The 12,448-nt window shown below is 60.8% G+C and carries 13 protein-coding genes; 3 read left to right on the top strand and 10 right to left on the bottom strand.

Translation table 11 applies throughout. From position 1 onward, the window contains the following. Positions 1–22: 22 nt before the first annotated feature. From QZW03_RS11930 to QZW03_RS11895, 8 genes are all read right to left on the bottom strand, one after another. On the bottom strand, positions 23–238 hold the full coding sequence (locus QZW03_RS11930; protein WP_296510226.1) for a hypothetical protein: 216 nt from the start codon (positions 236–238) through the stop codon (positions 23–25). Beyond that, on the bottom strand, positions 217–618 hold the full coding sequence (locus QZW03_RS11925; protein WP_296510225.1) for a barstar family protein: 402 nt from the start codon (positions 616–618) through the stop codon (positions 217–219). The genes QZW03_RS11930 and QZW03_RS11925 overlap by 22 nt, the downstream gene beginning before the upstream one ends. Positions 619–652: 34 nt before the next feature. After that, entirely contained in the window at positions 653–991 is a 339-nt protein-coding gene (locus QZW03_RS11920; RefSeq protein WP_296510261.1) for a ribonuclease domain-containing protein, read from the bottom strand. A 201-nt stretch (positions 992–1,192) separates the two neighbouring features. Then, entirely contained in the window at positions 1,193–3,553 is a 2,361-nt protein-coding gene (locus QZW03_RS11915; RefSeq protein WP_296510224.1) for an NADP-dependent malic enzyme, read from the bottom strand. Between the two features lie 143 nt (positions 3,554–3,696). After that, positions 3,697–4,884, bottom strand: coding sequence for an FAD-dependent oxidoreductase (locus QZW03_RS11910; protein WP_296510223.1), 1,188 nt, complete (start codon positions 4,882–4,884; stop codon positions 3,697–3,699). Then, positions 4,881–5,120, bottom strand: a complete 240-nt coding sequence (locus tag QZW03_RS11905) for a DUF2061 domain-containing protein (RefSeq protein WP_296510222.1) — start codon at positions 5,118–5,120, stop codon at positions 4,881–4,883. The genes QZW03_RS11910 and QZW03_RS11905 overlap by 4 nt, the downstream gene beginning before the upstream one ends. 158 nt (positions 5,121–5,278) lie before the next feature. Then, positions 5,279–6,652, bottom strand: coding sequence for an ATP-binding protein (locus QZW03_RS11900; RefSeq protein WP_296510221.1), 1,374 nt, complete (start codon positions 6,650–6,652; stop codon positions 5,279–5,281). A gap of 4 nt (positions 6,653–6,656) precedes the next feature. Then, entirely contained in the window at positions 6,657–7,190 is a 534-nt protein-coding gene (locus QZW03_RS11895; RefSeq protein ID WP_296510220.1) for a heme NO-binding domain-containing protein, read from the bottom strand. A 128-nt stretch (positions 7,191–7,318) separates the two neighbouring features. On the opposite strand from QZW03_RS11895, the gene QZW03_RS11890 reads away from it, so the two are divergent. Then, a complete protein-coding gene (locus tag QZW03_RS11890; RefSeq protein ID WP_296510219.1) occupies positions 7,319–8,521 on the top strand; it encodes a multidrug effflux MFS transporter in 1,203 nt (400 codons plus the stop codon). Positions 8,522–8,550: 29 nt separating this feature from the next. Next, a complete protein-coding gene (gene ypfH, locus QZW03_RS11885) occupies positions 8,551–9,234 on the top strand; it encodes an esterase (protein WP_296510218.1) in 684 nt (227 codons plus the stop codon). 34 nt (positions 9,235–9,268) lie between these two features. Here ypfH and QZW03_RS11880 read toward each other — a convergent pair whose 3' ends face one another. Together QZW03_RS11880 and QZW03_RS11875 are read right to left on the bottom strand one after the other, a co-directional pair. After that, positions 9,269–10,672: an aminopeptidase P N-terminal domain-containing protein gene (locus QZW03_RS11880; RefSeq protein WP_296510217.1), complete on the bottom strand. Its 1,404-nt coding sequence runs from the start codon at positions 10,670–10,672 to the stop codon at positions 9,269–9,271. Beyond that, positions 10,669–11,487: a nucleotidyltransferase family protein gene (locus QZW03_RS11875; RefSeq protein WP_296510216.1), complete on the bottom strand. Its 819-nt coding sequence runs from the start codon at positions 11,485–11,487 to the stop codon at positions 10,669–10,671. The genes QZW03_RS11880 and QZW03_RS11875 overlap by 4 nt, the downstream gene beginning before the upstream one ends. A 165-nt stretch (positions 11,488–11,652) precedes the next feature. Here QZW03_RS11875 and QZW03_RS11870 point away from each other — a divergent pair, with 165 nt between their 5' ends. Beyond that, a complete protein-coding gene (locus QZW03_RS11870; protein ID WP_296510215.1) occupies positions 11,653–12,447 on the top strand; it encodes a ParA family protein in 795 nt (264 codons plus the stop codon). Position 12,448: the final 1 nt, after the last annotated feature.

The raw sequence follows: 12,448 nt of genomic DNA, 5'->3' as shown, positions 1-12,448 counted from the left end.
TTTGAAGTCGCTGGGCTGAATATCAGGCAGCTGATAGCCAGTAGCCCGCATTAAAAGGGCTGCTCATGCGCAGTGCCAAAGGCGATACATCCAACAATTTGTCGGTAGGCATTTTCTCGCCACTATCGGTCACAGGCTCTGCAATCACCGATTCGGTTACTGCGTCGCTGTTGGCCTCATTCGCCCGTTCTGCTTGGCTGGTGTGTGCAGAACGGGCTACAGAAAAGAATAGAAGCATCGGAAGGGTATCTTCCGGTCTCCCCAGTAATCCGCGGTGTCCCGGAAGATATCCAGCAACTGCTCGCGGGCTTCTTTGTCAAATTTCACATTGGCTGGAATGTGCTCCAACACGGCCACAAAACCCGGCTGCGGGCCGGATTTGTGAACCGGGTCGGTCAGGTTGTCGTAGAGCGAATCAAAGTTCTTGCTCACTGTGGTCGGGAGCATGAACTGCTGACCGATCATGTCCAGAACGTCTTGTTTGGTTTGCGCATTGGCCAAATTGGCATACAAAAAGTGGTGGCCCAGACCCTGAGCGGCTTCTTGTAAGTCCGAAACGCGAAAAGCGCGAATCGACTGAACGATATTCGTTCTAACAGTTCGAAGTGGCATGTCCATCCCCGATTCTCTTTCTCAAAGTACAAAATTCGATTCAGGGCACGATCTTGCGAAAACTCGCATAGTGATCGGCCGTGTAGTAACAAGCTTGGGGCGCAGTGACCTGACGCCCTCCGCACACAATTCTTCGCGCACCCCGATTCGAGGCGCCCGGTGTCTTCACGGTGTATTCGCGGTAAAACCCACGGGTCTGCAGGGGGAGAATTCGCTCCCTGTTACCAAAAACACTTCCGTCTTTGTCGTAGGGAAATGGGCCCCCTTGCAGTACCAGTTGGTAGGTCGTGCGCGCTTGGGGCGGTAGGCTGCTGAGAGCGACGATGCTGTCAGCAGCGAAGTCTGGCGTCTCTTTGGCAGATACTTGGCCAGAGGTCAGCGCTACCGATAAAAACAAGCCAGTGAGTACTAACTTGAAGACGCCCTTGTGCACCCAGAATCCTTTGCGACTACTGCGGGTAAACCCGAAAAACTAAGCCGCTAGTGTCGCGGAATCGGCACAAAAAAGCAAGGGCTTGCTCAATTAATAAGCAAGCCCTTACACAAAATTTACGTCGTCCGAGGGGTTTTCCCCTCACTTTCAACGCGTGGCGTTAGCGTCTGCCACGGTCAACGCTGTCATATTCACAATCCGCCGTACGGTGGTGCTGGCGGTCAGTACATGCACGGGTTTGGCGGCTCCCAACAACACGGGCCCGATGGCAATGTTGCCGCCGGCGGCCGTTTTCAGCAGGTTGTAGGCAATGTTGGCCGCATCGATGTTCGGCAGAACCAGCAGGTTGGCATCGCCTTGCAGGGTGCTATTGGGCATCAGGGCCTTGCGGGCTGCGCCGTCCAGCGCCACATCGCCATGCATCTCGCCATCGACCTCGAGCCATGGAGCCTGATCGCGCAAGAGCTCCAAGGTGCGACGCATCTTGACCGCGCTCGGCTCGTTACTGCTGCCGAAGTTGGAGTGGCTCAGGAGTGCAGCCTTGGGCTTGAAGCCGAAGCGCATCATTTCCTCTGCCGCCATCACGGTGATTTCGCACAGTTCTTCCGCTGTCGGGTCATAGTTGACATGGGTATCGACAAGGAACACCTGGCGATTGGGCAGCATCAGGCCATTCATGCAAGCATAGATCTGCACATCCTGTGGCGTGCTGGGGCTGCCGCCATGGCGCTTCCCGATGACCTGGTCGATGTACTGCAGGTGGGTTGCGGTAGTGCCCCAGGTGCCGCAGATCAAGCCATCCACATCGCCCTTGTGCAACAGCATGGAGCCGATCAGCGTCAAGCGGCGACGCATTTCGATTTTGGCCATCTGCACCGTGACGCCCTTGCGCTCGGTCATCTGGTGGTAGGTCTGCCAGAAGTCGCGGTAGCGGTGGTCCTGTTCAACATTGACGACGTTGTAGTCCACGTTTTCTTTCAGGCGCAAACCGAATTTTTCAATGCGCTCCGCGATCACGGCGGGACGACCGATCAGCGTCGGCAAGGCCAGGCGCTCGTCCACCACGATCTGTGCGGCACGCAGGACGCGCTCGTCTTCGCCTTCGGCGTAGGCCACGCGCTTCTTCAATGCCTTCTTGGCGGCATTGAAAATGGGTTTCATGGTCGTGCCGGAGGCGTAGACAAAACTTTGCAGTTTGTCGCGATACGCATCCATGTCCTGAATCGGGCGCAAGGCCACGCCACTGTCTGCCGCCGCTTGGGCCACGGCAGGGGCGATTTTCATCATCAGGCGGGGGTCAAACGGCTTGGGAATCAGGTACTCAGGGCCGAATGCCAGCTGCTCGCCTACATAGGCTGCGGCAACCACTTCGCTTTGCTCGGCCTGGGCCAATTCGGCAATCGCGTGCACTGCGGCGATTTCCATCTCGAGCGTGATGGTGGAGGCTCCCGCATCCAGCGCGCCGCGGAAGATATAGGGGAAGCACAAAACGTTGTTGACTTGGTTGGGATAGTCCGTGCGACCGGTGGCCATGATGGCGTCGTCCCGTACCGCTTTGACTTCTTCGGGAAGAATTTCTGGTGTGGGGTTGGCAAGCGCAAATATCAGCGGGCGCTCGGCCATGGACTGCACCATGTCTGCTTTCAGCACGCCGCCTGCGGACAAGCCCAGGAAGATGTCGGCACCTGCGATGACTTCACGCAAAGTGCGCGCGTCAGTTTTCTGCGCAAACTGGATCTTGTCTTCATCCATCAGCTCTGTGCGGCCCTCGTACACCACGCCTGCTAAGTCAGTCACGTAGATGTTTTCGCGGGGGATGCCCAGTTTCACCAACAAGCCTAGGCAAGCCAAAGCGGCAGCACCCGCGCCGGAGGTCACCAGCTTCACGGATTTGGGGTCTTTGCCGGCAACCTTCAAGCCGTTCAGAATGGCGGCGCCAACGCAAATCGCGGTGCCATGCTGATCGTCGTGGAAGACCGGGATTTTCATCCGCTCGCGCAACTTTCGCTCGACGTAAAAGCAGTCTGGCGCCTTGATGTCTTCCAGATTGATGCCGCCGAAAGTGGGCTCCAAGGAAGCAATGATGTCGACCAGTTTGTCGAGGTCATTTTTTTCGTCGATCTCGATATCGAACACATCAATACCGGCGAACTTCTTGAAGAGGACGCCCTTGCCTTCCATCACTGGCTTGGAAGCCAGTGGGCCGATGTCGCCCAAACCCAGTACGGCCGTGCCGTTGGTAATCACCGCCACCAGGTTGCCCCGGCTGGTGTACTTGAAAGCGTTGTTGGGGTCTTTGACGATTTCTTCGCAGGGAGCTGCAACGCCGGGAGAGTAGGCCAGCGCCAGATCGTGCTGGTTGATCAGTTGTTTGGTCGCTGCAATGGCGACTTTGCCCGGGGTTGGAAACTCATGGTATTCCAGGGCTGCCTGACGCAACTGAGCCTTCTTTTCAGCGGAATTGGAAACAGGGGGATGTGGCGTGAGCGGCTGGATCAAGTCTGTCATTCGGCTTCCTCTGCGGCTGGGGCTCTAGCAAAGGCGCGTGTCCCGCAGCACGTTAATGGGCTTTGCATTGTAGACCTCGCTTACAGACAGCTTGCATGCAAGGAGGTCAACTTTATGCGAATGGTGTATGGGGTTATGTTGCCTTAAGGGCTGGTCAGCTTGCTCATTTCCATACGGCGTGCAGTGCTTTTCCCCGCGAGCACGAAGCCTCTTTGCGCGCCTGCCTGGTCGACAAAACGCCATGCATTTTCACCCCCTTCGTCGTGCCACTCACCGATGACGGCAGGATGGGCTGCGGCGACCACCAGCGGCAAGGCCGGTGTTTTCACGCTCACGGGCATCAAGGGGAAAACCAGCTCCGTTGGGGTTCCGGCAAGCGTGGCGGCTAAGGCTCTGGCAGCCGTCATGACCGGCATGACGTAGGGGAGGGTGCGCTGACCGGCGCTTTGGTATTGCGCACAATCGCCAAGGGCATACACGCCTGCGGCGGAAGTTTCCAGCGTCGCCCCGACGACGATGCCCCGCTCGCAAACCAGGCCCGCCGCCCGCGCGAGCTCTGTGTCAGCGCGAAGTCCGATAGCACTCAGAACCAAATCTGCGGCCACCTGCTGACCGTCTGCCAGGGTGACGGACAAGCGGCCGTCAGCACCGTAGTTCACCGCGCTGACAGAGGTGCCAAAGTGCCATTTCACCCCGAGGTCCGAGAGAGCCGCTTGCAGCAGCCCGCTGGCGGCAGCCGGTAGCAGAGCCGCCAAGGGGCGGGCTGCAAGGTCGACCACATGGACATGGACACCCGCCTGAGCGAGGTCATTGGCGAATTCGCAGCCGATCAGGCCCGCACCCATCACCACCACGGTTTCGTTCGGGCTGCTCCCCGTGGCGCCGGCATCGATACCCAGCGCCGCATGAAACGCAGCAAAGTCATCCAGCGAATTGACCGAGCGCACGGCTCCAGCCGCATCGCCTGCCAACTCCACACGAATCGGGTGTGCGCCCGTGGCTATCACCAACTGCTGGTATTCCAGAGTTTCCAAGCCGCTTGGGGTTTGCACGGTGATGGTGCGCTTGGCCGTGTCCAGGCTGTGCACCCGCGTATGCGACACCAGCGTGAGCGCCAGTGTCTCTGCCATTTTGGCCGCCGGGGTGGTGACCAGCTGGGCCGGGGCACGCTTTTGCGCATAGGCGTTGGAAAGCGTCGGCTTGGCATAAAAGTCGCCACTGTCCGCAGTGACCAAGATCACGTCGGTGTCGGGTTGGAGTTTGCGGAACTCCCGTGCGGTGGTCCAACCGGCCACCCCGGCTCCGATGATGATGACTGCTGCCCCGCTCATGCCGGCACTCCTTCCAGGGCGCGAGCCGCCCGGCGAACGTTGATGCGCTCCCAGACCTTTTCATGAAAAAAGAAAGCAAAGGCCTGAACGGTGGGCTCCAGCAGGCTCAGGGTCAGGGATATCAACAGATCGCCTGTGACGGCATACGCCACCATGGCGGCAACACTGATGTGCACCAGGTAATAACTGGCGGTCTTTTGCAGGGTTGGCAAATTACTGCGGACAAAACGGGTCATGTCGCTCATTCCTCACGTGGATAGTCGGTTGCGCAATGGCAGGGAGTGCATCTCAGCACACAGTGGGGAATAGTAGCGGATCAAAATTACCTAAGCCAATCGAATTTGGCTATCCAATCCATAAAAACTATGAGCCTGACAGACTCGCCAGAACGAGCTCAGTTGGCCGGAGCTTGCGCAGAGCGCATTTCCATTGCGTTACCCAAGGTCTCGCGCAGCGTCTCGAGTTGTACCGGTTTGCTCAGAAAGAAGTCCATACCCGCCTCCTTGCAAGCGGCACGGTCCTCCGGATAGGCATTGGCTGTCATCGCAATCACCACCGGTTGCCGGTGCAGGGGCATGCCTCGCAGCGCCCGCGTTGCACTTAATCCATCCACCTCAGGCATTTGCATGTCCATGAGTACGACATCAAAAGGCTGCTCTTGCAGCCTCAATAGAGCCACTGCGCCGTTCTCTGCTTCTTCCAGCGGGGGGCAGCCCAAAATACGCAGCTGATTGCGTGCCAGCAAGCGGTTGATAGCCTGGTCGTCCACCAGCAGGATGCGCAAAGCATGTAGCTCAACGGTAGCTGCCAATTGGGGCGCCGGTGCAACCGGTTCCGGCGCTGTCCAGAACTCCGGAGCATCCAAGCCCAAGGCCTGCGCCGACAAAACGAAGCTGAACTCCGTGCCCTGCCCCGGTTGACTCTCCACTTCAAGCTCCGTCCCCATCTGCTTGACCAGCGCACGACAGATCACCAAACCCAAGCCGGTTCCGCCGAACTTGCGCGCAATCGAACTATCGCCTTGCTTAAAAGGCGAGAAAAGTTGTTGCAGGACCTCGGGCGTCATCCCAATACCACTGTCCTTGACGGCGCAGCGAAGGCCTGCGGGTGTGCAGTTGAGACTGACCTCGACGCCCCCTGAATCGGTGAATTTGAGCGCATTGCCCACCAAATTCATCCACACCTGACGCAAGCGGCTCGGGTCGCCCGTTGCCGCATGGGGCACATGGTCATCAATATGCAAGCGCAGCTGCAGCTGTTTGGCACTGGATTGGGGGCGGAACATATCCAGCGTCTCTTCCACCAGCTGCCGGGGGTTGAAGCTGATCCGCTCCAGCTCCATCTGGTCGGCCTCGATCTTGGAAAAATCAAGGATGTCGTTGATCAGGCTCAGCAGGGCATTGCCTGCCAGGAGGATGTTGTCTACAAAATGGCGCTGTTCGGAATCCAGGCTCGTACTTTTGAGCAATTCCGTGAGGCCGAGTGCGCCATTGAGCGGGGTGCGGATCTCATGGCTCATCATGGCCAGAAAGCGGCTCTTGGCTACGTTGGCAGCCTCCGCTTGGACCAATGCCGTTTGCAGCTCGGCGGTGCGTTCGCTGACCCGCTGTTCTAGGGCTTGATTCGCCTGATATAGGGCTAGGCTCTTTTCTTCTAGAAGTTGCTCTGCCTGCTTGCGCGCAGACTTTTCTCGGTCAAGCCGGGCCTGCACGCGCCTAAGCGTGTCGGCAGAGGCATCGGGGCCGGCTGAACCCGCGGAATCGGCCATGCGCTTAGGCCTTGTTGCGCAGCTCGAACCGGATGGCGCCGTCCGGAAGATTCACGCGCTGGAGTGTCACCGGATCGCCAAAATGGCTGATGGCCCCACCGATCAAGCCCTCTGCCAAGTCCCCGAAATGGCGGGGCGATGCGTACACCATGTCCAAGCCATCGGGCCGGCGCTCGCAGTCAAAGCTGGGGAGTTGAGCATCGGGGTAAAGCTTGCGCACCTCGGTGTGAATCACGGACTCAATGCCGTACAAGAAGTCGATTGCGGTCGGAATTCCGTTAAAAAATCCGGGGTACAGCGCATGAAACCGGCCGAATAAATGGGTGCCAAACGCATGCACCAGTGCCGGCACTGGCAGCCCCGAACGCTGGGACAAGGCCACCACCATACCGACCAGCTCCTGGTGGTCATAGGTGCCCACTGCCGTGTAGGCGCCACCGCTAGGCGGTTGGCTGTCATCGATGATGTCGTCCACCATGTCGGCAGAGAACTTGTCTTCGACCATTTCAAGAAACTCAGTAAAGACCATGCCTTTCATGCGCTATCTCCTTGAAGTTCTTTGGGTTATACCTGAGACATGGAGCGGTGTGTGCTCCGATTGCGTGTGCTGCAGCAAACACCACAGTGCGGGCGCGTGTAACGGCCCGAGGGTATGCTCGCCCCCCTATGAAAACTTCCTTCCTCGGCACCGCACTGGTGCTTGGCTTGCTGTCAGCCATCGGCCCCTTCGCCATCGACATGTACCTTCCCGCCCTGCCCTCCATTGGCCAGAGTCTCGGCGCATCGATGGGGGCGGTCCAGGCCAGCCTGATGGCTTTCTTTATTTCTCTGGGCGTCGGGCAGATCATTTATGGCCCGGTTTCTGACATGGTGGGCCGCAAGCCACCGCTGTATTTCGGGTTGGTGTTGTTCGGCATCGGCAGCGTGGGCTGCGCCTTGGCGCCGGATATTGAAACCTTGGTGGTCCTGCGCTTCATCCAAGGCTTGGGTGCCTGCGCGGGCATGGTCATCCCCCGGGCCGTCGTGCGGGACTTGCATACCGGTCACGATGCGGCACGGCTCATGTCCTTGCTGATGCTGGTGTTCAGTGTCTCCCCCATCCTGGCGCCATTGGCCGGCAGCGTCCTGATTGAAGCGGCGGGCTGGCGCGCCGTATTCTGGGCGGTGACCGTGGCTGCGGTGCTGGGCCTGGTCCTGCTGGCTACCAGCCTGCCCGAAACCCGCCCGGCCAAAGACCGGGTTAACAGCAGCGTAGGGAGCGCACTAGCGGCGTATGGCGTGTTGTTGCGGGACCGGCATTTCTTGGGGCTGGTGTTCATCGGGGCGTTCGGCATCTCCAGCTTTTTTGCCTATCTCGCCAATTCCTTTTTCATCTTGATTGACCACTACGGGCTGACCCCACGCCAATACAGCCTGGCTTTCGCCGCCAACGCAGCGTCGTTCATCGGCATTTCGCAGTTCACCGGCAAGCTCAGTGCCCGCTTCGGGCTGGTGGCGCTCGTCAAGTTTGCCGTGGTGGGCTATGCCGCCACCATGGGTCTGTTGCTGTTGGTAAACCTGGCCGGTGTGGAGCGGCTCGATGTCATGCTGGGCATGCTGTTTGTAGGCTACGGATTTTTGGGGCTGGTCGTGCCCACCACCGCCGTGCTGGCGCTGGATGAGCACGGTGAAATCGCCGGCACCGCCTCCGCCTTGATGGGCACCCTGCAGTTCGTGACAGGTGCCGTGGTGATGGGAATCACCGGCGCCCTGGCCGACGGAACCGCACGGCCTATGGTGGCGGGGATTGCCGGATCCGCTATCGTTGCGCTGTTGCTGACCCGGGTGACCTTGGGTACACCAGGGCGCGCAGCCTGCACCTCATCGTGACCCTTGAATTTGTTCGCAGGAGCGACCCTATGACTGACATCGTCATCCAACAACCCGCAGGCGCGGCCAAACAACTATTTCTGCTCCACCACGGTGTGGGCGCCACGCCCCAAGGTTTGCTACCGCTGGGGCGGCGCTTGGCCGCCGAGTTTCCAGATGCTTTGGTGGTCAGTGTGCAGGGACCACAGGCTTCTGACTTGGGTCAGGGCTTCCAGTGGTTTTCGGTGCGCGACATTACCGAAGAAAACCGGCCGGGTCGGGTCGCTGAGGCCTTGCCTGCATTTGTGCAAGCGGTGCAGGCCTGGCAAGCCCGTGCGCAAGTGGGGCCGGAGGCTACCGGGCTGGTGGGCTTTTCACAAGGCGCCATCATGGCGCTGGAGGCCACACAGCAAGACAGCCTGCTGGCCGGTCGGGTGGTGGGCTTGTCGGGCCGGTTTGCCCAGCTGCCACGCGCGCCCCATGCCCACACCACCTTGCACATGGTGCATGGCAAGGTCGATGGCGTCATTCACTACGGCTACACCGTGACTGCGGCGGAGCACCTGGTCGCTTTGGGTGTGGATGTGACGGCCGACGTGATTCCCTTTCTGGGCCACGAAGTCAGCGAGATCGCTATCGACACGGTGATCGAGCGCTTGCAAGGCCATCTGCCCAAGCGCCACTGGGCCGCAGCCCAGCAAGCCGCCGCGGAAGACGACGCGGCCGAAGATTGATCGGCCTCTGGGTGGGTGTCTAGCGCAGCAGCGCTTAACGCATCAAGGCTTCAATCGCACCCGCGTCCACCGGCACGCCGCGGCTGATGAGCTCGCAGCCGGTGTCGGTGACGATAGCGTCGTCTTCAATGCGGATGCCGATGTGGTGGAACTGCTCCGGTACCCCCGGTGCAGGACGCACATAAATGCCGGGCTCAATGGTCAGCACCATGCCGCTGCGCAGAATGCGCGCGGGCCGGTTTACGATCTCATTGCCGGTGAGCGCGTCTTTGCGGACATGCTTGGTGCCCAGCTCAGACGGCTCGGTGTACGAGCCGCAGTCATGCACATCCATGCCCAGCCAGTGGCCGGTGCGGTGCATGTAGAACTGGAAGTAAGCGCGCTTCTCAATCACATCGTCCAGGCCACCCACGGTGTTTTTGTTCAAGAGCCCCAGGTCCAACATGCCTTGCGCCAGCACGCGCACCGTGGCGTCGTGCGGGTCGGTAAAGCGCGCACCGGCTTTGGTGGCCTCAATCGCGGCCACTTGCGAAGCCAGCACCAGGTCGTAGAGCGCGCGCTGCGGGCCGGTGAACGTGCCGTTGGCGGGGAAGGTGCGGGTGATGTCGCTGGCGTAGCCGTCCAGCTCGCAACCGGCGTCAATCAGCACCAGCTCGCCGTTGCGCACCGGGGCCGCGTCGGCCCGGTAGTGCAGCACGCAAGCGTTGGCACCGGCGGCCACGATAGAGCTGTAGGCGGGGTATTGCGAGCCCTGCAGGCGGAACTCGTGCAGCAGCTCGGCGTCCAGGTGGTATTCGCGCACGTCTTTGCCTTCACGCAGCATGCGGGCAGACAGCTGCATGGCACGGATGTGGGCTTGCGCGCTGATCTGCGCGGCGTGGCGCATCACGTCTTGCTCATAGGCGTCTTTGATGAGGCGCATCTCGTCCAGCGGGCCGCACAAGTCGCGCACCTGCTCAGGCACCAGGGTGCCAAAGCGCACGCGGGCGCGCAGACTGCTGAGCCAGCCGTCGATGCGGGTCTCCAGACCTTTGTGGGTGGCAAAGGGGTACCAGACGGCGTCGGCGCCGTCCAGCAGCGCAGGCAGGCGCTGGTCCAGCTCGGCCACGGAGTAGGCGACATCTAAACCCAAGGTGCCCGGCGCAGCGTCCGGCCCCAAGCGGTAGCCATCCCAGATTTCGCGCTCCAGGTCTTTGGGCTGGCAAAACAGGGTGGTCGTGCCATCGCCTTGGATGACCAGCCAGCCTTGGGGCTCGCCAAAGCCGCTCAGGTAGTGGAAGTAGCTGTCGGCCCGGAACAAAAAGTCGCTGTCCCGGTTGCGCTGCTGCTCGGGGGCCGTGGGCAGCACCGCCACGCCATGTGGGCCGATGTGGGCGGCCAGGCGGGCACGGCGGCCGGCGTAGTCTGCAGAGAGTGCGGAGGTGGAGGGCTGAGTCATGGTGTCTGTGCGTTGAGTTCTGCCAGGCGCTCGGGGGTGCCGACGTCGGTCCAGCGGCCAGTGTAAATCTCGGCGCTCACCCGTGCACCCTGCATGGCCTTGCGTAAGAGCGGGGCCAGCGGCGCTTTGATGCCGTGCGGGTTGCCGGCCGGGATGTCGCACCAAGGCTGGGCAAACAGGTCGCGGTGGAAGAGCGCAAAGGTGCTGTAGGTGTAGCGGGGCGCGTTGCTGTCGGGCAAGGGGTCCACGCAGCGGCCTATGCCGTCGGCCCCTACATCTGCCAACCCGAAGTCGCCCCGGGTGTTGTGCGCCGGGTTGGGCACCAGCCACAGGTGGGCCAGCATGCCGCTGCGCGCAAAGCGCTCCAGGGCGCTGGCGGTGAACACCATGTCCGGCGCAAACACGTCGCCGGCCATGGACCAGAACACCGTGTCCAACTGCGGCAAGGCGCGGGCAATGCCGCCCGCTGTCTCCAGCGCGCCGCCGAAGTCGCGGCCTTCGTGGGAGTAATGCAGCCTGATACTGGCAGCATTTTGCTCACCTTTTGATAGCTGCTCGCGCATATTTTGCTTGGGTTGGAGGGCTAAAACACTCTGAAAAGCTGCCTCAATCTGCTCGCCCAGCCACGCGGTGTTGATGAGCGCTGAGGCAAAGCCACCGGCCGCCAGCGCTTCGAGGTGGTGTTGCATGAGCGGCTTGCCGTGCACCTGAAGCAGGGGCTTAGGGCTAGTGTCGGTCAGCGGGCGCATGCGCTCACCGCGTCCGGCAGCGAGCACGATGGCGGGGCTGGTGGTCGGGCCGGTGGTGGTGGACATGTCAGAGTGCGGAGCAATGGTGTCGGGCATGGGTCGGGAGCATAGCCCAGGCTTGGCGCAGTTTTTGCCTGCACCGGCGGGGCGGGATAGGGGTCAGCCGCCCGTCATGGCGCCCCTATAGACTCCATGCCCATCTCCGGTCCGGCTTCAGCAAAGGAATTCGTCATGCAGCACGTAGTTTTCAACCAGAAGGGTGGCGTCGGCAAGTCCACCATCACCTGCAACCTGGCGGCCATCAGCGCATCCCAAGGCTTGCGCACGCTGGTGATTGACTTGGACTCGCAGGGCAACTCCAGCCGCTATCTGCTGGGCGCCGATATGTCGCCCGATCTGCCCCACGTCGCCGACTTTTTTGAGCAAAGCCTGAAGTTCACCGTGCGCGAAAAGCCGGTGACCGACTACATCAGCGAAACCCAGTGGCCTCACCTCGATGTGCTGCCGTCCAGCCCGCTGCTTGATGAGCTGCACAGCAAGCTGGAGAGCCGCCACAAAATATACAAGCTGCGCGACGCGCTGGAGCTGCTGGCGGCCGATTACGACCAGATCTACATCGACACCCCGCCCGCGCTCAACTTCTACACCCGCAGCGCGCTGATTGCAGCCCAAGGCTGCTTGATTCCGTTTGACTGCGACGACTTTTCGCGCCGTGCGCTCTACACCCTGCTGGAAAACGTGCAAGAGATCAAGGCCGACCACAACAAGGCGCTGGAGGTGGAGGGCATTGTGGTCAACCAGTTCCAGCCCCGCGCCAACCTGCCCCAGCGCATGGTGCAAGAGCTGATTGCCGAGGGCTTGCCGGTGCTGCAACCGAACTTGGGTGCCTCGGTGCGGATCCGCGAGTCGCACGAGCAGTCCAAGCCCATGATCTACCTGGACCCTGCCCACAAGCTCACCCAGGAGTTTGTAGCCTTGCATGACGCCTTGCTGCCCAAGAAGAAAACAAGCAAAAAAGGCAAGTAGC

It is taken from the genome of Rhodoferax sp., from assembly GCF_013297935.1.
GTDB lineage: Bacteria > Pseudomonadota > Gammaproteobacteria > Burkholderiales > Burkholderiaceae_C > Allorhodoferax.
Note: the sequence above shows the minus strand (reverse complement) of the source record. Positions and strands in the feature narration are given on the sequence as shown.

Coding starts and splice junctions, on each gene's coding strand:
- QZW03_RS11870 (WP_296510215.1), top strand. CDS start 11,653: ATGCAGCACGTAGTTTTCAACCAGAAGGGTGGCGTCGGCAAGTCCACC.
- QZW03_RS11925 (WP_296510225.1), bottom strand. CDS start 618: ATGGACATGCCACTTCGAACTGTTAGAACGAATATCGTTCAGTCGATT.
- ypfH (WP_296510218.1), top strand. CDS start 8,551: ATGACTGACATCGTCATCCAACAACCCGCAGGCGCGGCCAAACAACTA.
- QZW03_RS11915 (WP_296510224.1), bottom strand. CDS start 3,553: ATGACAGACTTGATCCAGCCGCTCACGCCACATCCCCCTGTTTCCAAT.
- QZW03_RS11930 (WP_296510226.1), bottom strand. CDS start 238: ATGCTTCTATTCTTTTCTGTAGCCCGTTCTGCACACACCAGCCAAGCA.
- QZW03_RS11890 (WP_296510219.1), top strand. CDS start 7,319: ATGAAAACTTCCTTCCTCGGCACCGCACTGGTGCTTGGCTTGCTGTCA.
- QZW03_RS11900 (WP_296510221.1), bottom strand. CDS start 6,652: ATGGCCGATTCCGCGGGTTCAGCCGGCCCCGATGCCTCTGCCGACACG.
- QZW03_RS11895 (WP_296510220.1), bottom strand. CDS start 7,190: ATGAAAGGCATGGTCTTTACTGAGTTTCTTGAAATGGTCGAAGACAAG.
- QZW03_RS11910 (WP_296510223.1), bottom strand. CDS start 4,884: ATGAGCGGGGCAGCAGTCATCATCATCGGAGCCGGGGTGGCCGGTTGG.
- QZW03_RS11875 (WP_296510216.1), bottom strand. CDS start 11,487: ATGTCCACCACCACCGGCCCGACCACCAGCCCCGCCATCGTGCTCGCT.
- QZW03_RS11905 (WP_296510222.1), bottom strand. CDS start 5,120: ATGACCCGTTTTGTCCGCAGTAATTTGCCAACCCTGCAAAAGACCGCC.
- QZW03_RS11880 (WP_296510217.1), bottom strand. CDS start 10,672: ATGACTCAGCCCTCCACCTCCGCACTCTCTGCAGACTACGCCGGCCGC.